Here is a 23,853-nt window from a genome sequence, read left to right as displayed (position 1 = left end):
TTCTTCTATGGTGACAGCGTCAATGCCATACAAGTACAGACGTGGGTCGTACTCATTGCCAATCTGCTCATAACGGTCCTCTCAAGAAGCATAAAACGAAACTGCGCATTCTCGCAAGTTGTCACCATGATACGCCTTACGCTCATGTACTACATCGACTTCATTCGGTTTATGGAAAAGCCGGACAGAACTTGGAATGACATAGTTGCGAAAGAGACGCAGAAAGCACCACCAGAACCCACATTTTTTGATTGAGGGGGCTTACTTTTTTTAAAAAAGACCCCGAGGCGCATATTTACTGGGCTTCGGGGAGGATTTTTATTGCCTTTTGAGTTTTACCGGACAGCAATATTTTAATTTGATAATTTATCAGACAAATATAATCAAAAAATCTTAAATTTAGGATGTTGCAGAAAAGTTTTTTCAAACAAAAAAGTGCCGCATCGTCTGTTTGTGACCGATGCAACACTTTTGTTTCGAAAATACACGGAAATCTTGTTAATTCCGCGACCAATCTATGGTGTATGTTTGCGTTGGTTGTTTGTTGTCCTTGTTTATCGTTGAATGCGACCGTTGGCCGAACCGCCTCGCAAGTTCTCAACCTCTTCTTCGGAGATAAGGTTGAAATCGCCCGGAATAGTGTTCTTCAGAGCCGAAGCCGCAAGCGCGAACTCCAAGCAATGCTGTGCATCGTCTGGATATCTGTACTGAGCATGAAGATAAGCCGCAATGAAAGCATCACCCACTCCCATCGGGTCAACCACTGGCTCGATGTCGTAGATGCGAGTTGTATAAAGCTTTCCTTCCTGATAAATCAAGCCTGTGAGCAGATGATGGTTCGTTGTAATCTGGTTACGGAGAGCAAGAACGAACACCTTGCATCGCGGATAAGCCTTCTGAACCTTCTCGCCCCAAGCCTTGTAAGCCTCTGCGTCAATCTCCTCGTCGGCACTCTGCGCCTTGAAGCCAACTGGCTTAACGCCTGTTGCAATCTCGAATTCCTGCTCAGTACCGAACATTATGTCGCTGTAGCCGAGAATAGGATGCAATATCTCTTCGGCTTTCTTTCCGTATTTCCAGAGATTCTTACGAAAGTTGATGTCGCACGAGATGGTTACGCCTCGCGACGAAGCCTCGCGAACCGCCTCGAACGTTGCATCGGCAGCACTCAAAGACATGGCGCAGGCAATTCCGCTCCAATGGAACATCTTAGCGTTGGCAAGAGCCTTGTTCCAGTCAATCATGCCAGTTGTAAGCGTTGTGAACGACGAGTCGTTGCGGTCGTACACAACCGACGAGTTGCGCATTGCCGCAGCCTGCTCAAGATAGTAGATGCCCAAGCGGTCGCCACCATACACAATATTGTCTGTCTTTACATTGTACTTTTGAAGTTCCATGCAGCAAGCCTTTGCCACTCCGTTTTTAGGCAGACGGGTTACAAACTGCACGTCGTTGCCGAAGATTGCCAAAGAAACGGCTGCATTTGCCTCCGAGCCACCGAAAATACTATCGTAAGACACGCCTTGAGGGAATCTTAAACATCCCGGTTTGGACAGACGCTGTAGAATCTCTCCAAAAGTAACAATCTGATTTTTCACGTTTGTATGCATTTTTGTTTTATGTCAGCAAAAGTACAACTTATTTTTGAAATATCAAATAGTGTGCGCACACAAAATATCAAAATAATTAAAATATCACATCTTCTGCAATATTTTAATTATTCGCCGGGAGTGATTTCCGACCTTATTTTTTCGATTTCTGTTCGTCTTGATTTTCTTCTACTTCTCCCGAGAAATCGTAGCCCTCACCCTTGCCTATTGCCTGCTCATACAAGAGTTCCTCCTCTGTCTTTGGCGAAGCCTCGCGCTGATGACCAGACAAGACGAGAATTGCCGCGATGCTGCAAATGGCAACAATAAGCAGGATTGCCAGAACCCTAAGATTCAGCACTCTGCGCTTGGCGGCGTTGCCTGCCTGACGATTAATCGGTTGTTCGGAAAACGAACGCTCTGCCTTGTCGTAGTTCTCCGCCTCGTTGGCAGAAACATCGGCAGCAAGCGCATCAGAAGCATTCTGCTGAGCGTTTCCCGATGCATTCGGCAACTTAGCCGACAAAGCATCTACCGCCGCCTGAATAAGTTCGGACAAGAATCTTGTTATGATTATAATGAAATATCCCACGAGCGGACACATTATCACGCCCTTCGTTCCGTAGTCGATAAAGCGGAACAGGAATAAATCGACATCAAAAATTGAGAGGAAAACATTTACCACACAGCCCAAAACGCAGAACAACATTCCGTACGCCTCGCCGCATGTACGCAGCAGATGGGCAAAAATTGGAGTGGTAACGAAGTATGAATTACCCTTTGTTATGGTGCTCAGTTCTCTTGAACGATACCACCAGATGCTTCCCGACACCCAGCAGATAGGAACTGCCAGAAAGATGAGCATCAAAGCCAAAGCAAGCAGCTTACCTTCGGTATGCGATGACAAGAAACCGCTGTCGTATGCCTTGAGAAGCAAGTAGAGCGGAAAAATCATCGTGATAAAAGCAATCAGTCTATATATAATTGAAATAGGGTCTTTAAAGAAACTGCCATTGTCTATATATCGGGCCCAACCCGAGACGGTTGAGTCTACCCTTCTATCGAGTTTTTCAAAGAATAATCCACCTGACATTTTCATAAATTACTGAATATTGGCTTTATACGCTTTTCTAAAATTGTGTTAATTACTGCAAAAGTAATATAATTTTCTTAAAATGCAATAAAACGATACTCATTTATGCAAATTCGCTTAACTCAAGCCAACGCATGCTCTTTTCGTCTAACTCATCGTTCAGGACTGGCAGACGCTTCGATTTCTCGGTCAGTTCGTCGACAGAAAGCGTGCCGCTGCAAAGCATTTCCTCGAGCATTTTCTTCTCGGCCTCGAGTTTCTCGATGTCCTTTTCAAGTTGTTCAAGTTCCTTCTTCTCCTTGAACGACAGTTTACGTTTGCTTTCAACCCTAACTTTCTGAGTCTTAGTTTCTTTTTGCTGTTCGGCCTTCTGCTTTTCGTTCTCAAAATGTTCCTTGGCATCCTTCCACTCGCGGTACTGCGAATAGTTGCCCGGGAAGTCGCGGATGTCGCCCTGACCGTTGAACACGAGCAGATGGTCAACCACTTTATCCATGAAATATCGGTCGTGGCTCACAACGATGAGGCATCCGCCGAAATTCTTCAGATATTCCTCGAGAATCTGAAGGGTTACGATGTCCAAGTCGTTGGTTGGCTCGTCGAGTACCAAGAAGTTTGGGTTCTGCATCAGAACCGTGCAGAGATATAGTCTGCGCTTCTCGCCACCGCTTAGCTTGTAGACGTAGTTGTGCTGCTTTTCGGGCGGAAAGAGGAAGTGGTTGAGGAGCTGGCTCGCCGTTAGTTTCTTGCCGTTGCCCAAGTCTATTACCTCGGCAATCTCGCGCACGGCATCGATAACCTTCATCTGCTCGTCGAACTTCATTCCCTCCTGCGAGTAGTAGCCGAACTTAACAGTCTCACCAATGTCGAGCGTGCCGCTGTCAACGGTCTGCAAGCCGAGCAGAATCTTTATGAAGGTTGATTTTCCCGTTCCGTTCTCGCCTACGATGCCCATCTTCTCGTAGCGCGAAAAGATGTAACTGAAGTTATCGAGTATCTTCTTGTCGCCGAACGATTTACACAGATTATCTGCCTCAAAAATCTTGTTGCCAATGTACGAACTTTTTTGATTCAGTTCGACCTTTTTGTCGTAAGTTCTTTGCTTTGCAACCTTTTCGAGCTCGTAGAAAGCTTCTTCGCGATAGCGCGCCTTGTGTCCGCGGGCGCACGGCATGCGTCGCATCCAGTCGAGTTCGGTACGATAGAGATTGTTGGCGCGTGCTATCTCGGCGTTATGAGCATCGATTCGCTCCTGACGCTTTTCGAGATAGTAACTGTAATTTCCTTTGTACGAATATATTACATTATCGTCGAGCTCGTAAATCGTGTCGCACACACGGTCGAGGAAATATCGGTCGTGCGTAACCATCAGAAGGCTCTGCTTGGCACGGTTCAGATAGTCTTCGAGCCACTCAATCATGTCGAGGTCGAGGTGGTTGGTAGGCTCGTCGAGAATGAGCAGATCGGGACGGTTTATCAGCACATTGGCAAGAGCCACACGCTTAACCTGTCCGCCCGAGAGCTGCGAGATTGGCTGGTCGAAGTCGCGAATCTTCAGTTGCGACAGAATAGCCTTGGCGCGACGCTCGTAGTCCCACGCATCGTGCTGCTCCATCTGCGATATGAGCGCGTCGAGTCCCGGATTTCCGGGTGTCTCAATACATTTCTCGTATTCCCTTACGAGTTCGGCAACAGCATTACCGTTCTGGAAGCAAGCCTCTATCACGGTCAGCCCTTCGGGATAAGTAGGAGTTTGTTCGAGATATCCAACCGTGAGGTCGTTCCTATATATAATAGAGCCGCTGTTCTTTCCCTCCTTGCCCACAAGAACGCTCAGAAGAGTGGATTTTCCAGTTCCGTTCTTGGCTATCAGACCAACACGCTGTCCCTCGGCAAGACCGAAAGTCAGATTCTCGAACAACACCTGATCGCCGAACGACTTTGTCAGGTTCTCAACTTGTAAATATGGGTTTACTGCTGCCATAAATAGATGCTTTTTGTTAAAAGTTGTGCGAAGATAACCAAAAAAAGCAAAGAAAAAGTAGGTTGTTTGGATTTTTTTTATACTTTTGCATCGTTTATTGGTTAAGGGAAACTTTCTACGCCCTAAACTTTACAATAAATATTTCCATTTAAATAATTTGATTTTAATCATAAATACTTAACGCGTAGGGGCTGATTTCAGCACCACGGTTTATTGACTTATGTATATAATATCGGAACTTGAAAAGAAAGATCTTACAGAGTTGCAGACGATAGCAAAAGAACTCGGTCTGAAAGGGATTTCTAAAATTAAAAAAGAAGACCTCATCTACAAGATAATTGATGAGCAAGCGGTAGCAACTGCATCGCAGAAGGCAGAAAAAGCCCCTGCAAAGAAGAAGGCAGCCGCAAAGACAACTAAGAAGGCTACAACCGCAAAGGCTAAAAAAGCCGACGAAGAACCAGCACAGTCTAACGAAGAAACTTCTGATTCTGTGGAAAAACAGGAAGAAAAGCCTACAGTAAAAAAATCAGCCCCAAAGAAATCGGCAAAGCAGGTTGAGGAGGCAGTAGCAGCAATGATTGCCGCTACCGAGAGCGTTGTTTCGGCAACTCCAGAGGCTGCCGAGGCTGACATCGTTGAGCAGCCTGCCAAAGCACAGGACGAGCAGGCAGCCTTCACGGGCGTTCCTGAGGCTGAGTTCGGCACATCGGACAAGGCATCGGGCAGCGAACTCGACGAGCCTATCGACGTAAATGCCCCAGAGGCGGCTAAGCCATCAGAAGAGTACGTCGTTCCGGAGTCTGAGTTCAACCCAGACCACAAGCCTAAGAAACTGCTTGGCGACGATGGCGTTACATTCAGAATCATCAGTCTTGCGCCGGTTAATCCTTACGGTGAGCCAGAAGAAAGTTACTCGCAGTACAGCGAGCCTGCAAGACCAGCCAACGAGCCGGTTGACTTCTCTCGCTTCGAGAATCTTGTTGAGAACAACGCACAGCCGGAATATCAGGCTGAGACTCCATATCAGCCGGTTGCTGCGGCTCAGGAATTTGTGCCATACGACTTTGGCGACATCATCAAGGGCACAGGTGTGCTCGAGGTTGTGCCAGACGGCTACGGCTTCCTACGCTCATCCGACTACAACTACCTGCCTTCGCCAGACGACATCTATATGAGCGTATCGCAGATTAAGAGTCAGGGACTGAAGACCGGCGACGTTGTTGAAGGAACAATCCGCCCACCAAAGGACGGCGAGAAGTTCTTCGCTATGGTCAAGGTTGAGTCTATCAACGGTCAGGAGCCGGAGAAGATTCGCGACCGCGTGGCATTCGAGCATCTTACACCTTTGTTCCCAGAAGAGAAGTTCCGCCTCTGCGGAGGTAGAACAGAGAATATCTCGACACGTATTGTCGACCTCTTCGCCCCTATCGGTAAGGGTCAGCGTGCGCTGCTCGTGGCTCAGCCAAAGACAGGTAAGACAATCCTTATGAAGGACATCGCCAACGCCATTGCCGAGAATCATCCGGAGGCATACCTTATGATGCTGCTCATCGACGAGCGTCCTGAGGAGGTTACCGACATGGCGCGCACAGTAAACGCCGAGGTTATCGCTTCTACCTTCGACGAGAGCGCAGAGCACCATGTTAAGATTGCCAACATCGTTCTGGAGAAGGCAAAGAGAATGGTTGAGAGCGGTCACGACGTGGTTATCTTCCTCGATTCCATCACACGATTGGCACGCGCATACAATACCGTTTCGCCTTCATCAGGAAAGGTTCTTTCTGGTGGTGTTGAGGCTAACTCGCTTCAGAAACCAAAACGATTCTTCGGAGCGGCTCGTAATATCGAGAACGGCGGTTCGCTCACCATCATTGCAACGGCTCTTACTGATACAGGCTCTAAGATGGACGACGTAATCTTCGAGGAGTTCAAGGGTACGGGTAACATGGAACTTCAACTAGACCGCAACCTTGCAAACAAGCGTATCTTCCCAGCCGTGAACATTATGGCATCAAGCACACGACGCGACGACCTGCTGCATGACAGGACAACGCTCGACAGAATGTGGATTCTGCGCAAGTTCATAAGCGACCGCAACCCGGTTGAGGCTATGAGTTTCGTAAGAGACCGCCTCGACAGATCGCGAAGCATCGAGGAATTCCTTGCAAGCATGAACTCATAAAAAATATTAAAAAGGCTTTTTCTTTGTGAGAAAGCCTTTTTTTATCTTTATATTTTGGCTGAAAAAATAAATTTACTACCTTTGTGTTAACTCTCAAATCCAACGGATGATATTATAATTAAAACTTAGATAAGATGGATTTTAAATTAAATGATGTTATGATCAAGGGACTAAAAATATCCTTTGTTATCATTGTTACGTTGATTTTATGGTTGCTACCATCTGAATCTTTCGGCATTGAAGGACTCACAATTATCCAGCAGCGCATGATCTCTATTTTCGTTTTTGCCGCCCTTATGTGGATACTCGAAGGAGTGTCGGCATGGGTTACGTCGGTGCTCATCATCGTGGTTATGCTGTTTACCGTGAGCGACAGCGCCATTGTGCAACTTATCGACCCCTCAGTTTTCCCTGCCGACCAGCTTGTAGAGAATGCAAAGACCGGCGCGATGCAGCCAGTCGGACTAATCAGCTACAAGTCTATCATCGCCTGCTTTGCCGACCCAACGGTAATGCTCTTCATGGGCGGATTCGTTCTGGCTCTCGTGGCCTCAAAGAGCGGCGTGGACGTATCGCTTGCGCGAATAATGCTGAAGCCTTTCGGTACAAATTCCAAGACTGTGCTGCTGGGTTTCATTCTTGTTACGGCAATCTTCTCAATGTTCGTGTCAAACACGGCAACGGCGGCCATGATGCTCACCTTCCTCGCCCCTGTTCTAAAGAACATGCCTGAGTCTGAACGCGGACGCATCGGTCTGGCACTTGCCATCCCTATCGGCTGCAACGTGGGCGGAATTGCCACCCCAATCGGAACGCCTCCAAACGGCATCGCCATCGGCGGACTGAAGGAGATTGGCGTGGACATAGGCTTTGCCGAGTGGATGATGGTTATGTTTCCGCTGATGCTCGTAATCCTTCTTATCTCATGGTTCATATTGCTGAACGTGTACAAATTCAGCTCAGACAAGATTGAGTTCAAGATTGAAGGCGGCGCAAAGAAGGGCTGGGAAACAACAGCCATCTACATCATTATGGCAATGACCATCGCCTTGTGGATGCTCGAAAAGATTGTGTGCATTAACTCATACGTTGTTGCCCTCTTCCCTGTCGGCGCATTCTGCGCCCTCGGCATCGTCACTTCGCAGGATTTGAAACAGATTGACTGGGCTGTTCTGTGGATGGTTGCCGGCGGTTTCGCCCTCGGCGTTGGAATGAAGGACTCAGGCTTGGCAAAGGCTCTGGTTGAGTCTATTCCGTTCAACACATGGAACGTGATGCTCGTCCTTGTGGGCAGCGGTATCATCTGTTGGTTCCTCTCAACATTTATCAGCAACTCGGCTTCGGCAGCTCTCATGGTTCCAATCCTGTCGGCTGTTGCCAAGGGCATGACCGAACAACTTGCGCCTTACGGCGGCGTTACTACGCTTATCATCGGACTGGCTCTGTCGGCATCTTTCGCCATGGCTCTGCCTATCTCAACGCCTCCGAATGCCATTGCCTACTCAACCGGACTTGTCAAGACTTCGCAGATGGCAAAGATTGGCGTCCTTATCGGCGTAATCTCGCTGGTTCTTGGATATACGATGCTGATTTTCATCGGAAAGACAGGAGTACTCGGATAGACAAGGATCTCTCACGGATACGAAATATCAAGGGAGAAGAAGCCACGGCGGCTTCTTCTCCTTTTTTTATGAAGAAGTATGACGCTTTTGTTACGCTAAAATATTATCTTCGCAAACGGAAATACAGCTCGGGGGGTGTTTTTTTGCTCTTTATTTGTTGAAATCTCCTTTCTTTTGTGAATAAATGAGTCATTTTTATTGAATAACTCAAAATTTTCTGTTAATAATTTGACTTTTGAGTGTTTTGTGGCTATATTTGCCAAAAAGATGGATTGTTGGTCTTTACCGCTTTCTGTCTGCGCCACCACCTATTACCTTCGGTTTGAGGTGGCGCTTTTTTTTATTCCTCAATCGCTATATAAGGTCGTGTTGTGATTTGCTTTCAAATTAGTATCTTTGCAAACGAAAACTAATAAACCAAAACACATGCCAAGAGCACGAAACAAAGAAGACTTGCTGAAATTTGCAAGCGAGAACTATTCAAATCTGATGAATTTGATTAACAAGATGTCTGACAGCCAAATGAATACCCCATTCGATTTTTCGGACGACGAGAAGAAGAAAGAGGCGCATTGGAGACGCGACAAGAACGTGCGCGACGTGCTCGTCCATCTTTACGAATGGCAGTTGCTGCTGCTCGACTTCGTAGAGAAAAACACGAACACCAAAAGCGCAATCACATTCCAGTTTCTGCCTACCGGATATTCGTGGAAGACTTACGGCGAAATGAATGTTGAGATATGGAAACGGCATCAGAATACAAGTCTCGACGATGCCATGAGTCTGCTTGCCGACACGCATCAGAAAGTAATCGCATTGGCTGAGACATTCTCTAACGAAGAACTCTTCACGAAGAAATATTTTCCGTGGACAGGTACAACCGATTTGGGCTCATACTTCGTAAGTTCAACATCGAGCCACTACGACTGGGCAATAAAAAAGATTAAGCAGCATTGCAAGAAAATATCGTAAGATAACAGCTATAACATTATGGACTTAAAGAAAGAAGAATATAACAGCCTCGACGAGGTTCGCTCAAACATCGACCGCATAGACGACAGCATAATCAGACTGATTGCCGAGCGAGGCACGTTCGTGTCGCAGGCTTCGAGGTTCAAGAAGAACGAGGAAGGCGTGAGGGACAACTCGCGCGTAGAGAAGGTTATTCAGAAGGTTCGCGCCAAGGCTGAAGCATACGGCGCAAATCCCGATATGGTGGAAAGAATCTATCGCGAGATGATTGCAGGATTCATCAAAATGGAGATGAAGGAGTTCTTGAAAAACAATGACTTGTCGAATCCCGAAATTCTACTGAAGAACCTCGAAAAAATCCACACCACTCCGCTTGGAGCCGACCGTATCTGCCGTAATCTGAAGCTCGCCGGCATCGACGCCGTTGATTTCTGCAAACAGAAAATCGCATCAGGAGAATGTAAGATTTCACGAGACGGCAAAAACTGGTACTGCGAAATCGGCGACATCGTAATTACCGTAAATGCAAACAGTTACACAATTATAACGGCGCACAGGAAATGACAGTCCGACCACCTTTCAACGAAATAAAATCGTTCGAGGATTTTTCAAAATTCTACTGGTACAGAGAAGAGTTGCAGCAGATTTGCAAGCAACTCGGCATATCGTCATCCGGAACGAAAGCCGAACTCAACCGAAACATTGCAGAGTATTTCAAGGGCAATATCGTTCGAAGCAAAGAGATTAAGAAAAGTCCAAAAGCAACTGCTACGGTTCTTACTTTAGATACAAAACTACTTGAATGTGACTTCCGTTTCAGTCAGAAATTCAGGGACTTCTTTGCACAGCAGACTGGCACGAAGAACTTTAAGTTCAACGCCGACATGGTGGCGACCGCCAAAAAGGTGAAGGAGGACAACGACGCGGAGTTCACTCTCCGCGATATGCTCGGTATCTACCACGGCACAAAAACGTACGCTAAATACGACAACTCGTCGTGCCAATGGAACAAGTTCCTGAAGGATTTCTGCGCCGACGAGAAGAGCGCGCAGTTCGCCAACGAACTGAAGGCAGCCTCCGTTCTGTGGAAAAAGGTTCGCACCTCAACGCGCCCGAAAGTCTATCATAGCAGCCTTTTAGACGAGTTTGCCTCTGAAGTTGAGGCTTTCAGAATTATGCGATAATAAGTTTAGAAAAAAAGCACGAGTCCGACAACTTTTGCGACTCGTGCTTGCTTTTTTATACCATCAAAGTTCTTTCAGAATCTCCAAGAAGTTTTCTTTGGTGTATCTATATCTTAAAATATTTTATAACCATTGCTTTGAGCTGGTCATTAGTTAGATTTGCCAAACCAGTCTCTTTTATTAAAGAAAATTCATCCTTGTTCTTACTAACGACAAACTTACGTTCTTTTCCGTCAATATTTGCGTACAGATGATAATTGCCCTTATATGTCTCCTCAATACGCATATTCTCTACTACATGACCGTTTATTTCGGCTGTTGAAAACTGAGATTTATCGTCCCATTCGCCCCACGATTTCAGATTATCGATAAGAGTTTTCTCAACCCTACCTATCCACTCATCAGCCACACCATGCTTTACGGCAACAGGTCGAAACCGCTTCAAAGAATTTACAACACAACGAATTGTTTCGTCTGGTCTGCGTATACCATTGTCACGAGCAAATTCTACCACATCACTACGGCTGATATCACGAAGTTTTGCACGGACAAACATACAATGCTCTTCGTTTGGCAGGAAACCTCCCCTATCAAAAATATATGTAACATCATAGGCTGGAGACAACCTCCACGAGCCATTCTCGTCCATGATGAAAGAAAAATTCTTATTATGGTCATCTGTATTGTTCGACAGAATATTAAACACCATTCTGCGGAATACCTCCTGACAGTCGGAGGCAGGCAAATGCAATTTACGACATACAGCAACAAGTTGTTCGTAGCTGTCGGCATCAGGACAGATTGCAGCGAGAGTCTGTGTGTGAACCTTTCTCTCCCCATCGCGATCAAATCTTTTGGTAATGAAATGCTTGCTATCTCCTACCGAAAACAATTCGGACGGCATCATAGTGATGCCAGCAAGCGTAGCCAGTTCATAATATGCCATCTCAAGTTCGGCGGAACTGTAATCAGAATTACCAAACTTCAAGATATAGTAGTCGAACCCTTCCAATCCCGGAATCTGACCGCTACGAATCTCGCCAGTATTTTTGTTTATGGCAAGAATTGCCTTTGGCTGACGACCACCGGCTGAAGTTCCAACAGTTAGCAACGATTGCATGGTGATAGATTCTTCAGGCAAAATACGTGCATTCTCTCGTTCTGCAAAGACACGTTCTGCCAAATCTGCCAGCGATTTCATATTTATCTTCTCAGCCCTACGCTCATGGCTGGTCTCAGGCATAAACTCTAAAGCTCCCATTCCTCGTTTACCGATAAATGACAGTTTATCAAGTGGAGTGATTTCGGAACCTGCAAGGTGATTTTGCTGACGCCAAAGTTCGAAGAGTTGATTTCCCCATGCATCAGGCAGAGAATCAGCAAGAAAGGAAGGAAGTCTCTGATAAATCTTAGCATCCTCACCCCAAACTGGAGCAAGTGCCCTTACTCCACTTACAGGCGCAACAAGAGGAGACACGTTCAGTCCCTTCTTGACAAACTCTGGATTGTAGGTGAAGTACGATAGTCTGCGACGTTCGTCCCAAGCCAACCTCCCGATTTCTTCACCCCATAGAATTACTTTTAATGACTTTATCATTCTTGTTGGTTATTTCGAGTGACGAATACGTTGCGCCTTCTTCTCATCCTTACGCATGAGGTAAGGCGACTCTGGCAGCTCTGGCAGCAGCTCGTCCAAGGCATTTATCTGACCGACAACTTTCAGCAAAAGAATAAACGTTGACAAAGACACATTGCCAGCAGAGCCGTTTTCAAACTTATGAATTGTTGTCAGACCAATGCCCGACAAATCAGCAACCTCCTTCTGTGTGAGGTTACAACGCATACGGTACTCCTTGAAACGAGAGCCAAGCAAACGAACAAGTTCGGGCGTAGAATACTCATACAGATCTTCCATATATCTTAACTATCATTAAAGTGATATTTATATACTAATATCCGCACTTACTATCAACATACTGATATTTATGATGGCAAAAATAAGACATTTACTTGAACTAACAAAGATTTTTACGAAGTAAATACAATGCCGTAGCAAATATTCTGATATTCAACCATTTCAATTCAACAAGCATACGCAAGTTCATAGCAGCCTTTTAGACGAGTTTGCTCTGAAGTTGAGGCTTTCAGAATAATGCGATAATAAGTTTAGAAAAAAGAGCACGAGTCCGACAGTTTTTGCCGACTCGTGCTTGCTTTTTTTATACCATCAAAGTTCAAGAAGAACGCTATTCATCTACAATACTTTCTATTGTGGTTACAAATGGGAGATATCTGATTTCACCTCTACGCTGTGTCTTCAGGATGTTAAGATTATCCAAATCAACCGATTGACATGGATTGTAATCCAATAACAGATACTTAACGGCATCCTTCTCCAGGCGAATCAAGTACTCTGATGGAACATTATCCCTATTGACCAATGCAGGTTCTTTGGTCAACAGATAAGCCTTCGGATTACTCCAATAATGGAACATCATGTATTTGATGCTCTTATATGCTATCATCTGCTCATCCTTCAGCATACCTTCTTTTATGCCCAATGCGATTTTACCAGCAGTTTCTGTCTTCTGACGAGCACCACTACCGATAGCGTACATCAGGACTAAGTCCAATTTGCCATTGGTCAACTCTTCTCGTTTCGTATTGGGCAGGTCAACGGGAATGCTACCATAAATAAAGATATCTTCTGCTGCAACCATCATCTCGCCTTCCTCTTCAATTGGAGGATACATATAAATCGTTGGTGCAGAAGTAGTCTTTACATCATTATCTTCCACTTCTTCGTTCTCCTTGAAATTCTCCACCTGCTCCATTACCTCGCGGAACACTTCTGGAGTGTACTGAGGAGGATATCCATTCTTGACAAGGCAAATCTTGATGTCTTGTTTCAACTGGTCACGAACTCGCTGGTTATTGAGCCAATCGGCAAAGGACGATTTTGCATCAATGATATCTCGAATCTTGCAAGCAAGACTCTTACACTTATCGTTGACAACAATACCATTCACCTCTTTGTCTTCTCCGTATTCAAAACTATTCTTGTCCCTTAGATGAATCAAAATGTCATAAAAAGCCTTTTCTTCAAAAGTAAGTCCTAACTTACGGAAACTTTCGCGGTCTGCTTGCATTCCTTTAAGTATGTTCAAAGCCTGCTCGGTGGCATTCTTGATAATACTTTCCGCAGTGGCTTCCTGTGTTGCACCAGCCTCTTGCTCTGATAGGAATTTACGTCTGTCGTGATACTCCTGAATGGTGGCTTCCAGCATTTCTTGAAATTTCTTCGATGCTACCTGATTGGTCTTGCCATATTCTGTGATTTGCTTACGAAGAAGTTTTATCAGCGTTTCCAGTTTTGAGGCTGGCATCTTGATGTCTTCAAGCCTTTCCGTGAACTCAGGTCCGAAAATATCCATTTCCTCACCCTCTTCAAGAATGCTCTCCACATTATTATACTTCAAGGCTTCCTCCACCATCTTTGCCACCCGTCTATTCATGGTGTCGGTATCAGGTGCGTCAGTACCATTCATCTTATATACCATACCGGCAATAGCCATGAAGCATTGTGCCAATGCCGACTCCTCCTCACCAAGTTCTCCCGAAGGTTGACAAAGGTCGTAAGCTTTTCGCATCCTCTTCACATTTTGCAGAAAATAGGTTTTGAAAGTAACTTTCTTTGTTTTCTTTCCATCCTTGCTGACAGAGTTGAAGTTCTCGTTTGACGAGAATACAAACTCCGCAGCCTTTGCCAATAGTTTGTATCTGGTTGCAGGATCGGTATCAGGATTCAGGAATGGAGTCAGGTCATGATTTTTGAACAATGCCTTCAAAATCTCCATGTACTCACGGAAGATGAGAGTAGCCTGTTCTATATCATCTTCGGTTAATGCAACGGAATTGTCTCCACCATACATCTTTCTGGCTTCCATCATCTGGTCGCGAATGCCGATATAGTCAACGATCAAACCATACTCCTTGCCGGGGAATTTTCGGTTGGCACGGCTGATGGTTTGTATCAACGAATGTTTCTGCAACGGCTTATCGTTATACATGTAGGTAAGACATTCCACATCGAATCCCGTTATCCACATATCCACAACAATCACGATTCGGAAATTGGAATGTACCTGTTTGAAGGCAGCATCCAAGTCTTCCGAACGTTGGTCGTTCTTTACTCCACCAAGATAATTGTACATTTCTGCCTTGTCATTGCTTCCCACGCTGGCTACCATGGCGATAGTCGGCATTTCCTTCAGTTCTTTCAGCTCTTCTGGCGATACTTTGACACCTTCTGGAGTCTTCTTTTCATCAAACCATTCAGGGTAATGAGACTTGAACTTCAGCAACAAGTCGTAAGCAATCTTTCTGTTTGAGCAGACTATCATTGCTTTCTGTACTCTGTCTGGGTCGTTGGCTACGGAAGATACGTAATGGTCATGAATATCAACGGCAAGTTTTTCCAGACGGTCGGGTTCGCCAAGAATCATCTCTAACGAACTCATGGCTTTCTTACTCTTTGCAATATCTTCTTTGGTCGAACCTTCGTCTGCGCATTTGGCATAATATGCCTCAATCTCTTTGGCCTTCTCCTGATTTAGCAACACTTTGGCTATGCGAGGATGATACTTGATAGGCACTGTTATCTTATCTGCCACAGCCTGATCCATCGTGTAGCGGTCTATCTCGTCACCGAAAGTCTGATAGGTTTCTGCAATAGGTGTTCCTGTAAAGCCTACGAATGTTGCATTTGGCAAGGCTTCTCGCAGCACTTTGGCGTATGGTTTTGATATCATGGCACGCATATTCTCGTCGGCATCCTCGCTGAACTGAATACGCTTTGAGCCTTCAATCTGTGTACGATGTGCTTCATCGCTAAAACAAATAATATTGCTTCGGTCGTTGACAAGTCCAATCGGGTCATCCTTCCTGTCGCAGAACTTTTGGATAGTGCAGATAAAGAAACCTCCACTATCTCTCAGACTAAGTTCTTCACGGAGCTTTTTACGACTTGGCACAACAGAAACCTCGCCCAACCCCAGAAACTCAGTACTCTTGGTAAAGAGTTTTGCGCCTTGCTTCTGAAGGTCTTCGCGGTCAACAATCATCAGTATCGTAGGTGAACCTATCTCTGCTGCGCAACGCAACGATAGCTGACGGGCAAGGAATGCCATCGTATAGGTCTTACCGCATCCAGTGGCTCCAAAGTAAGTTCCACCTTTACCGCTTTTTGTTTTCACCGATTTGATGACGCTCTCTTTGAGAAGTCGTGTGGCAAAGAACTGCGGATAACGGCATACTATTTCCTTTTCATCGCTGTCAAAGTTCTCATCTTGGAAATACACATAGTCTCTGAATATCTCCAAAAATCTTTCCGGACGATAAACACCTCTCACCATTGTCTCCAATTCATCGAAAGGCATGGTGCTTACCTTGTCGCCATTCTCTACACGTCTCCAAGCATAGAAATGTTCGTAAGGCGTGCGGACAGTTCCTAATCGTGTCTTTACTCCATCGCTGATACAAGCCAAAGGACAGTAATGAAGCAGTCCTGGAATATCTCGCCAATAGCGGATGTTGATTTGTTCCCAAGCATCTTCAATCGTGGCATTGGCATCGGCAGGATTCTTCAGTTCTATCACGCAGGCGGGTATTCCGTTTACGTATAACAGCACATCAGGACGGCGGTTCTTTACTGCACCGTTATTGATGTATTCCACTGTAAACTGGTTGACAACGCGGAAGATATTTGTGTTCTCTTTCTGCGGATTATCTAAGCACGCAAAATCTATCAAGTTGACTGTCGTTGGCCTTCCGTCTTTATCAACGGCAGGCACACCATTCACCATCCACTTATAAACTTTATGCAATGTGGCAAAATCAGAATCGGCACCTACCAATCTGACGTTATCTGCTATCCGTTGCAGTTCCTCGTCCTTCACGTTCTTGTTGTTATCCTTTAAGAACTGAAGCAAGTCCACCATATTGAGCACTTCTTTTCTGTTGACTGCGTCTTCCTCTGTCGCGACTCGGCCATCTTCGAGCAAGCTCGGATGGCTCTCGCTGCTCCATCGGTTGGCTCTTGTTATAGAGTCACCATAGAGGTATTGCCATCCTTCTCTTTCAAGGAAAGCGATGAGAGCATTCTCATAATCGCTCTCCACAAAGTGGCCGTTGATGTTCGTTAATTTTGCCATAATCCCAATTTATTTTTATTCCTGAGATTCGTAAATGTCACGCAGCTTCTGTTGCAACAAATCCTTATCTGGTAAATGTAGCTGATATTCAGCCACCATAGTGGGAGAAAGACTTCGGCTGAGAGCGTATTCCACCACTTCATCATCCTTGTCTTTACAGAGCAGAACACCGATACTTGGATTTTCATGAGGCTTTTTCACATCTCTGTCGAGGGCTTCGAGATAGAAATTCAATTGCCCCAAATGTTCTGGCTTGAACTTTCCCATCTTGAGTTCAAATGCCACCAAACATTGCAGTTCCCTATGATAGAACAATAAGTCTATGCGGAAATCGCTATTGCCTACTTGCAGACGGTACTCCTCATCTACAAACAGAAAGTCCTTTCCAAGTTCCAATATAAACCTTTTCATCTGTCCAAGCAAAGCACTCTTCATCGAATTTTCGTTTTCGTAGTCTTTGCCACCAAGAAACTCCAACACATACTGATTGCGAAACACTCGTTCGGATTGCGGGGCGATTTGTCTCAACACTGTTGAGAGTTTTGGCTCTGACACTTTTGTCCGCTCATACAAAGCCGCATCAATCTGCCTGTTCAATTCTCTGACAGAGAGTCTTTCATTCTTGCACAACGTAAGGTAGAACACTCGTTCATTCTCCGTTTTTGCTCGGCTCATAATCGTAAGATTATTTGACCAACTAATTTGTCTCACCAGTGTTGAGAGTTTTTCATCAGCATTGCGATAAATCTCGTAGAACTGCTTCATGCGCCACAAGTTTTTATCAGAGAATCCCTTTGTGTCAGGACTGTTTTTCTATATATGAAGCCAGCTGTTCCACCACGCCGTCACCCCATTCAGAGATGGAAATTTTCTCGGATATATATTTGCCAACCTGCCAATAAAGGTTTATCAAGGCTGTATTGGCTATGCTAATCACGTTTGCCTTTGTTTGCTTTATCAATGACACAACCTCGGCAAACTGACTTGTTCTTTTCTGTATAATGTTCTTGTCTTCACTCATCTTTTTTCGTTTTTTTCGGGATAAGCAATATGAGTATTTCCGTAATCGTACTCCACGAAATGGCCGTTGATATTCTTTAATTTTGCCATAATTATCGTTTTTTCTCGCGGGTTTCGTTATTTATTTCTCGCGGATTACGCGGATTACGCGGATGATAAAAATCTGTGGAATCTGCGTTATCTGCGAGAGTTACTGCGAGAGTTCCTAAAATCCGTTCACTATTCGCACTATGTCTTTGGTCAAATCGCTTGTGTTGAAGTTTACAAGCAACCCGACTTTCTTACCAGATATTTTCAGATAAGTGAGCAGTTGTTTCTTATGCACGTCTTTCAACATCTCGACTGATTTCAGTTCTATTATCACTTTATCTTCTACCAAAATATCAAGTCTGAAGTCTACAGGAAGCAAATGACCATCGTAATATACATCCAGTTTTTTCTGACTCTCCACTTGTAACCCATCTTCGCGCAGTTGATAAAGCAGCGCGGCTTCATAGACAGATTCCAAAAGGCCTGGACCAAGTTCGTTGTACACTTTGAAAATGGCTCCTCTGATTTTATATGTTATATCGTTCTCATTCATTTCTTATTTACTTTTTTCTCGCGGGTTTCGTTATTTATTTCTCGCTGATTTCGCTGATTACGCAGATGAAAAAATCTGTGAAATCTGCGTTATCTGCGAGAGCTTTCATTCTGATAAACTTCCTCGTATCAACACAGGGCATATATTTTTTAGCTGTTCTTTGAGCGCTTCTGCTATGCGTTGGCGCTCGATATAACACTTATGGATGTTGACTATCTCACGTTGAACAGAGATGTCTGGGATCGGGATTTTTACTTCTTTCATTTCATCAAAAGTGAAGTTCTCCCTTGCTGAGCCCCAAGAATTGTATCTTGCGTAGCGATCAAATTCATCTCGTTTTAACCATATTGCGAGATAATCAGATTCTAATTTTCCTGTTGTTTTAAAAACTTCGTAAATAGGAGAAATAACAACATCTTTTCCAAAGTGATTTACAGCAAATGCAAGAACCTTCCACGTGTCTGTCGTGGGAACATATGCAATATCTAAAGGATGTACTATTTTGTAGCCACCTAACTCATTTCGATTCACACGACTTTGCGCTACACGGAATCTTTTTTCAGTACTTAATCCGACTACGTCATCTATCGCCTTATCAATATTTTTTTCCGAATATCGTTCAATATAATTTCCAATTTTTTCGCATTTCATCTTTCTCCTCAACTCTTCTATATACCCATCGCAGACAAGTTTCAATTCTTCTACTTTGCTTTGATAGGCAGCAAGATTGTTTTGGAGTGCCAAATATACATCAACGTATTTGCGCTGCTGTTCGATAGAGGGAAGAGTGATGTCTATGTCACAAAGATCTTCCCAGTTGTAGAATTCTGTAGAACTGCCCCATGAGTTAGTGATAACAAATCGATCAAACTCTGCTCTACAGAAATACATATATAACCATTCTTTCATAAGAAGATTATCACAATCTTCCTTGACACGAAATGCAACATAATCCTCCGTAAAAATATGTGGTCTGGAATCATAATTGTAAGTAATACTGAATTTACTGCCATTACGGGAAGTTCGATGATTAAATACAAAAGTACCAGGTCTTACAATCTGAAACTTTGACAAGTCACGGCCATTCAAATCCGCCTTTGTAGTCATCATTTCTTTCAGATTGCTTATTCCCCGTACATCATCAGGACCAAATAGTTCATCAGAATTAGTCTCTTCAACCAATTCAATCAATTTTCCCAATTTATATTTCTTCAATCCAGTAGCCTTATTTTTCATCTTCTTCATTATTTTGGAAACGAAGAGGAACGAATTCAGTAGACAATGCCTGCTGAATTAACTTTCCAAATATCACATAATCGAAAAAAACACTGTTTGCCATAGTTATTTTTGCTCGTTAATAACATATCCAATACCCTTAAATGCTTCTTCGAGCATCTTTTGCGAGTCCTTCTCGCGCTGCATCAACTTGCGCATTTCCTGTTGTATGCGCGCCATTTCTTTGGGGTAATCTATATCCAGATCGTGGTCGATGAACTCGATGTACTTGCTTGGCACCAACGTCCAATTGTTCTGCTCAATCTCGTCAATGCTCACGCTACGATATAGCTCTGGTACAGCAAAGTTGTTGCTGTCTGTTCCCTCCGACTGCCACTTATGATAGATATCTGCCACACGCTGAATCTGCTCTGTAACAAGTTGCACCTTCTTCTTCTGCTCGCCCTTGACAGGGTTCTCGGTCCATTGGCGCAAGTCCATAAAGAGGATTTCGTGCTCTCTGTTGCGAAGTTGACGACCATGATACATGCCGCCCTTCTTGTTCTGATTGAGAATCCAGAAGGTAACGCTGATATCTGTTGTGATGAACAGTTCTCTTGGCAAGATTATGATTGCTTCAACCTTATCGTTTTCTATCAGTTTCTTTCGGATTTCAAGAGCATCAGTATCGCCCAATGCACCATTGGCCAATAAGAAACCAGCCACACCGGAAAGAGGCTTCAGGTGTGAAAGCATGTGCAGAATCCAAGCATAGTTGGCATTACTCTCCGGCGGAGTGGCATAGTCTGTCCAACGAGAGTCATTCTTCAAGTTATCATTATACCAACCTTTCAAGTTGAAAGGAGAATTGGCCATGATATAGTCGAAATACAATCCCTTATGCAGGTCGTTGGTGAAAGTGGAATCGCTTTCCGAACCCAGATTATGACTGATGCCACGCAGAGCGAGGTTCATCTTTGCCAAACGATAGGTGGCAGCCTCCTTCTCTTGTCCATAGACATTGATACGACTGATGTCGCCTTGCTTGGCTTTCACGAGGTCTGTACTCTGAATGAACATACCACCAGAGCCACAACAAGGATCATAAAGAGTGCCGTCGAAAGGCTCTATGACGGTAGCAATCAGCTGAACTACATCATGAGGTGTATAGAACTCGCCCTCCTCTTTCGTGGCATTAACGGCAAACTCTTTCAGAAAGTATTCATATACACGACCAATCAGGTCTTTCTCTTCACCAAACGTCTTGTGGCTGATCTTGTTGACCTCGTCCACAATCTTCTTCATGTCATTGGCTCCAAGATTGCGCTGGGTGAATGTACCCTCAACGAAACAGCCCTTCAGCGTGGGATTCGTTTCGCCGATACTGCGCAAAGCCGTATCAAGAGCCACATTCAGTTGAGGCGCAGCCGTATTGATGATGGTTGACCAACGAGCCTCTACTGGCAAGTCGAAAGTACCATCGGCAAAAGTGGCATCATCGAAGAATGCCTTGATAATCTCCTCATCGTCTGGGTCTAACCCTTCCTCAATGAGTCGCTTTCGAAGCGATGCCACTCCATCCTCGTATTTCTCGCCCATAAAGCGAAGAAACACGAGTGTAAGCATCATGTCGCGTTTTTCAAAGAACGAGCCTGAGTTCTTTGCCTGTCTCAATATATCTCTGCACTTGAACAAGATGTTATCAAGGTTCAGTGTTTCTTCTTTTTTACTTGCTTTCTTTGCCATTTTTATTTTTCTTTTCTCCACCAAAATGGCGGAGTTTTTCAATACTCAATTCACTACCAAGTAAGTTCTGCATTATATACTTGGATATTTATCGTGTCATTTACCTTGGGCGGCGGAAGATCCACGCCGAGCTAGTCAGACAATCATTTACTGTTCATCGTGTTCGGCCAAAACGACTCCTAAACGATTAAACTTTTGCCGTGACAGTTCTCCCCTATTTGAAAGCAAAGGTACTAAAAATAATCGTAATAAATGTAGAGCCCCCATCAAAAATCAGGGACAAATAGCCTTAATTTATTTCAAGGCCAGCCATTTGATACCCTATCCTTCGGGATGCCTTCGGGATGCCTTCGGGATTTCGCAAACAACGGCAGTTTTTTTGGGAAGAGGGATTCTGAACTTTCAACCTACCCATCCTATACCTTGAACATACCTTTCGGCTTGCTTGAACGTTACTTCATCGTACCTTCCGGCTTGCTTGAATCTATCTTCCTTCTTGCTACCTTCTTCCTACCTTCTTGCTACCTTCTTCCTACCCACTATTTTGTATTTACCAAAAGAATATTTTCCACACAATTTATCACAAATTCAGAACTTTCAATTTTCAAGTTCAAAAATAGTCAACTGCAAATTGTGAATTGCAATATACGCTTCGCCGAACCTTCCTCGAAGCTACCCCCTTGCTACCCTCTTGCTATCCTCTTGCAATCCCCTTACTATCCCTACGTTCAATATTCGAATAGACCTTGACGCTTTCGACTTTCAAGAAACATCGTGGAATTGGCATAAGCTTTTTCAAGTTTCAAATTTCAATTCTCCTCATTTTCGAACCAAGAAATCAAGATACGGATATTTCTGGCGGTAATCCTTCAGATACTTCTTTTTTACATAGATTTTCAGACTCGGGCTGCAATTCTTGAAAACCGTATCGTCTGCAATCCGCGGATTTCCTTCGAAAACCACCTCTTCGAGCGCGTTGTTACCGGCAAAACAATAGGGTCCGATGCTGATGACACTCTTCGGGATTGTTATGCTGCTGAAACTGCAACCCTTAAATACCTTTCCGGTTATCCTTTGAACCGTTTCGGGAATATAGATGCTGCGGATAGCCGTACAGTCCTCGAAGCAGTTGCCGCCCAAAGCCGTGAGCTGCGGTCCGCCTATCAGGATAAGATTGACACGCTTCTTCGTGTCTCGGGAGAATCTGTTGAGAGGCATCCAACTGTTTTTATGATTCCATCGCGGCATGTTGGCTACGGCAAACGTCACTTCCTGCTCGTTGCTGACACTGGTGAGGTAATAGTTGAGATAATATTCCAGTTCGTCGAAGAGAATGACATTCTTGACGAGGAATTTCTTGCCGTGTCCAAAGTCGAGCAGAACCTTTCCGTCCTTTATCACGGTTTTTGTTACCACGGTAGTAGTCTGCGCAGCCACCGGCACACGCATCATCAAGGACACAAGGGCTGCAAATGCTAAATTAGATATTTTCATAATTCTGTCTTTTCGTAAAATTAGAATACCAGACGCAAATATAGGTAAAATAATTGTCAGAAACAAGAAAAACGCCACAAGGCGTTTCTGAAAAGCATTACAATCTTTTCAAAAACTCGCTCATAATTCAGGTTTATTTAGTAAATTTGCAGCCGTTTTTATATTATTTCACTACACATTTATGATGCGTATCGACATTATAACAATATTCCCCGAGATGATTGAGGGCTTCTTCAACTGCTCAATCATGGCAAGGGCACAGAAGAAGGGACTGGCTGAGATTCATCTGCACAACCTGCGCGACTGGACTCTCGACAAGCACAAGCGCGTGGACGACTATCCTTACGGCGGATGCGCCGGAATGGTTATGCAGATTGAGCCTATAGACCGCTGCATCTCTGCGCTAAAAGCAGAGCGCGACTACGACGAGGTTATCTTCGTAACGCCCGACGGCAAACAATGGGACCAGCCTATGGCTAACAGCCTTAGCATGGCAAAGAACATCATCATTCTGTGCGGACATTTCAAGGGCATTGACTACCGCATTCGCGAGCATTTCATAACCAAGGAGATAAGCATAGGCGACTACGTTCTTACAGGCGGCGAGCTGGCTGCGGCGGTTATTGCCGACAGCATAGTGCGCATCGTTCCGGGAGTGATAAGCGATGTTGAGAGCGCGCTGTCAGACAGTTTTCAGGACAATCTGCTTGCGCCGCCGGTATACACTCGCCCGGCAGAATACAAGGGCTGGAAAGTTCCTGAGGTTCTGCTGTCGGGACACGAGGCAAACATCAGAAACTGGGAGTTTGAGCAGGCACTCGAAAGAACAAAACGTCTGCGTCCCGACCTTCTGGAAGAGAAATAAGCACGATTATGTTATTTTTTTTGGATAAAAATTCGCTGTTCTGCAATTTTTGCTTTACTTTTGCAATTTGAATGTTTCTGAAAAAAACA

The 23,853-nt window shown here is 44.6% G+C and carries 17 protein-coding genes and 2 pseudogenes; 7 read left to right on the top strand and 12 right to left on the bottom strand.

All coding sequences use genetic code 11. The features are described 5' to 3' along the window. Nucleotides 1–255 (top strand): annotated as a pseudogene (locus tag T538_RS19105) (transposase); the annotation flags it as partial. A gap of 299 nt (nt 256–554) precedes the next feature. Here the strand turns inward: T538_RS19105 and T538_RS0116815 are convergent. From T538_RS0116815 to T538_RS0116805, 3 genes are all read right to left on the bottom strand, one after another. Beyond that, the gene (locus tag T538_RS0116815; RefSeq protein ID WP_155993339.1) at nt 555–1,598 is read right to left on the bottom strand and encodes a PfkB family carbohydrate kinase; all 1,044 of its coding nucleotides are present in this window, start codon (nt 1,596–1,598) and stop codon (nt 555–557) included. A gap of 145 nt (nt 1,599–1,743) precedes the next feature. Beyond that, nucleotides 1,744–2,682: a hypothetical protein gene (locus T538_RS0116810; protein WP_031533179.1), complete on the bottom strand. Its 939-nt coding sequence runs from the start codon at nt 2,680–2,682 to the stop codon at nt 1,744–1,746. Nucleotides 2,683–2,785: 103 nt separating this feature from the next. Continuing rightward, nucleotides 2,786–4,666, bottom strand: a complete 1,881-nt coding sequence (locus T538_RS0116805; protein WP_031533178.1) for an ABC-F family ATP-binding cassette domain-containing protein — start codon at nt 4,664–4,666, stop codon at nt 2,786–2,788. 220 nt (nt 4,667–4,886) lie between these two features. Here T538_RS0116805 and rho point away from each other — a divergent pair, with 220 nt between their 5' ends. From rho to T538_RS0116775, 5 genes are all read left to right on the top strand, one after another. Then, nucleotides 4,887–6,851: a transcription termination factor Rho gene (gene rho / locus T538_RS0116800; RefSeq protein ID WP_031533176.1), complete on the top strand. Its 1,965-nt coding sequence runs from the start codon at nt 4,887–4,889 to the stop codon at nt 6,849–6,851. A gap of 134 nt (nt 6,852–6,985) precedes the next feature. After that, nucleotides 6,986–8,473: an SLC13 family permease gene (locus tag T538_RS0116795; RefSeq protein ID WP_034539467.1), complete on the top strand. Its 1,488-nt coding sequence runs from the start codon at nt 6,986–6,988 to the stop codon at nt 8,471–8,473. A gap of 426 nt (nt 8,474–8,899) precedes the next feature. Then, nucleotides 8,900–9,445, top strand: coding sequence for a ClbS/DfsB family four-helix bundle protein (locus tag T538_RS0116790; RefSeq protein ID WP_031533172.1), 546 nt, complete (start codon nt 8,900–8,902; stop codon nt 9,443–9,445). Between the two features lie 18 nt (nt 9,446–9,463). After that, nucleotides 9,464–10,009 (top strand): DUF3781 domain-containing protein, encoded by a 546-nt coding sequence (locus tag T538_RS19100; protein ID WP_081834906.1) that lies wholly within the window; start codon nt 9,464–9,466, stop codon nt 10,007–10,009. Continuing rightward, the gene (locus T538_RS0116775) at nt 10,006–10,629 is read left to right on the top strand and encodes an SAP domain-containing protein (RefSeq protein WP_031533169.1); all 624 of its coding nucleotides are present in this window, start codon (nt 10,006–10,008) and stop codon (nt 10,627–10,629) included. Before T538_RS19100 ends, T538_RS0116775 begins: the two co-directional genes overlap by 4 nt. Nucleotides 10,630–10,735: 106 nt before the next feature. On the opposite strand, the gene T538_RS0116770 is transcribed toward T538_RS0116775, so the two are convergent. The 9 genes and pseudogenes from T538_RS0116770 to T538_RS0116735 form a co-directional block, all read right to left on the bottom strand. After that, nucleotides 10,736–12,226, bottom strand: a complete 1,491-nt coding sequence (locus T538_RS0116770; protein WP_031533167.1) for a type II toxin-antitoxin system HipA family toxin — start codon at nt 12,224–12,226, stop codon at nt 10,736–10,738. 9 nt (nt 12,227–12,235) lie between these two features. Continuing rightward, nucleotides 12,236–12,544, bottom strand: coding sequence for a helix-turn-helix domain-containing protein (locus tag T538_RS0116765; RefSeq protein ID WP_031533166.1), 309 nt, complete (start codon nt 12,542–12,544; stop codon nt 12,236–12,238). A 331-nt stretch (nt 12,545–12,875) separates the two neighbouring features. Next, a complete protein-coding gene (locus T538_RS0116760; RefSeq protein ID WP_081834905.1) occupies nt 12,876–16,841 on the bottom strand; it encodes a type I restriction endonuclease subunit R in 3,966 nt (1,321 codons plus the stop codon). A gap of 15 nt (nt 16,842–16,856) precedes the next feature. Continuing rightward, complete coding sequence (locus tag T538_RS19180) at nt 16,857–17,321, bottom strand: PDDEXK nuclease domain-containing protein (protein WP_231497142.1); 465 nt, start codon at nt 17,319–17,321, stop codon at nt 16,857–16,859. A gap of 141 nt (nt 17,322–17,462) precedes the next feature. Next, nucleotides 17,463–17,862: pseudogene (locus tag T538_RS19175) on the bottom strand (DUF1016 N-terminal domain-containing protein); the annotation flags it as partial. A gap of 204 nt (nt 17,863–18,066) precedes the next feature. Continuing rightward, nucleotides 18,067–18,444 carry a GxxExxY protein gene (locus T538_RS0116750; protein WP_031533162.1) on the bottom strand — a complete coding sequence of 126 codons (378 nt, stop codon included), beginning with the start codon at nt 18,442–18,444 and terminating at the stop codon, nt 18,067–18,069. A gap of 105 nt (nt 18,445–18,549) precedes the next feature. Further along, nucleotides 18,550–19,689, bottom strand: a complete 1,140-nt coding sequence (locus T538_RS0116745; RefSeq protein WP_197025765.1) for a restriction endonuclease subunit S — start codon at nt 19,687–19,689, stop codon at nt 18,550–18,552. Nucleotides 19,690–19,785: 96 nt separating this feature from the next. Further along, nucleotides 19,786–21,405, bottom strand: coding sequence for an N-6 DNA methylase (locus T538_RS0116740; protein WP_031533160.1), 1,620 nt, complete (start codon nt 21,403–21,405; stop codon nt 19,786–19,788). A gap of 819 nt (nt 21,406–22,224) precedes the next feature. Beyond that, on the bottom strand, nt 22,225–22,899 hold the full coding sequence (locus tag T538_RS0116735; protein WP_081834904.1) for a leucine-rich repeat domain-containing protein: 675 nt from the start codon (nt 22,897–22,899) through the stop codon (nt 22,225–22,227). A 184-nt stretch (nt 22,900–23,083) separates the two neighbouring features. On the opposite strand from T538_RS0116735, the gene trmD reads away from it, so the two are divergent. Continuing rightward, nucleotides 23,084–23,764, top strand: coding sequence for a tRNA (guanosine(37)-N1)-methyltransferase TrmD (gene trmD, locus T538_RS0116730; protein ID WP_031533157.1), 681 nt, complete (start codon nt 23,084–23,086; stop codon nt 23,762–23,764). Nucleotides 23,765–23,853 lie beyond the last annotated feature (89 nt).

The organism is Bacteroides sp. Ga6A2, assembly GCF_000702225.1.
Taxonomy (GTDB): Bacteria; Bacteroidota; Bacteroidia; order Bacteroidales; family Bacteroidaceae; genus Ga6A1.
This window is presented reverse-complemented; position numbering and strand designations above follow the sequence as displayed.

What these genes read in the sequence shown, in the direction of transcription:
- T538_RS0116810 (WP_031533179.1), bottom strand. Translation starts at nt 2,682, where the DNA reads ATGTCAGGTGGATTATTCTTTGAAAAACTCGATAGAAGGGTAGACTCA.
- T538_RS0116805 (WP_031533178.1), bottom strand. Translation starts at nt 4,666, where the DNA reads ATGGCAGCAGTAAACCCATATTTACAAGTTGAGAACCTGACAAAGTCG.
- rho (WP_031533176.1), top strand. Translation starts at nt 4,887, where the DNA reads ATGTATATAATATCGGAACTTGAAAAGAAAGATCTTACAGAGTTGCAG.
- T538_RS0116795 (WP_034539467.1), top strand. Translation starts at nt 6,986, where the DNA reads ATGGATTTTAAATTAAATGATGTTATGATCAAGGGACTAAAAATATCC.
- T538_RS0116790 (WP_031533172.1), top strand. Translation starts at nt 8,900, where the DNA reads ATGCCAAGAGCACGAAACAAAGAAGACTTGCTGAAATTTGCAAGCGAG.
- T538_RS19100 (WP_081834906.1), top strand. Translation starts at nt 9,464, where the DNA reads ATGGACTTAAAGAAAGAAGAATATAACAGCCTCGACGAGGTTCGCTCA.
- T538_RS0116775 (WP_031533169.1), top strand. Translation starts at nt 10,006, where the DNA reads ATGACAGTCCGACCACCTTTCAACGAAATAAAATCGTTCGAGGATTTT.
- T538_RS0116770 (WP_031533167.1), bottom strand. Translation starts at nt 12,226, where the DNA reads ATGATAAAGTCATTAAAAGTAATTCTATGGGGTGAAGAAATCGGGAGG.
- T538_RS0116765 (WP_031533166.1), bottom strand. Translation starts at nt 12,544, where the DNA reads ATGGAAGATCTGTATGAGTATTCTACGCCCGAACTTGTTCGTTTGCTT.
- T538_RS0116760 (WP_081834905.1), bottom strand. Translation starts at nt 16,841, where the DNA reads ATGGCAAAATTAACGAACATCAACGGCCACTTTGTGGAGAGCGATTAT.
- T538_RS0116750 (WP_031533162.1), bottom strand. Translation starts at nt 18,444, where the DNA reads ATGAATGAGAACGATATAACATATAAAATCAGAGGAGCCATTTTCAAA.
- T538_RS0116745 (WP_197025765.1), bottom strand. Translation starts at nt 19,689, where the DNA reads ATGAAGAAGATGAAAAATAAGGCTACTGGATTGAAGAAATATAAATTG.
- T538_RS0116740 (WP_031533160.1), bottom strand. Translation starts at nt 21,405, where the DNA reads ATGGCAAAGAAAGCAAGTAAAAAAGAAGAAACACTGAACCTTGATAAC.
- T538_RS0116735 (WP_081834904.1), bottom strand. Translation starts at nt 22,899, where the DNA reads ATGAAAATATCTAATTTAGCATTTGCAGCCCTTGTGTCCTTGATGATG.
- trmD (WP_031533157.1), top strand. Translation starts at nt 23,084, where the DNA reads ATGCGTATCGACATTATAACAATATTCCCCGAGATGATTGAGGGCTTC.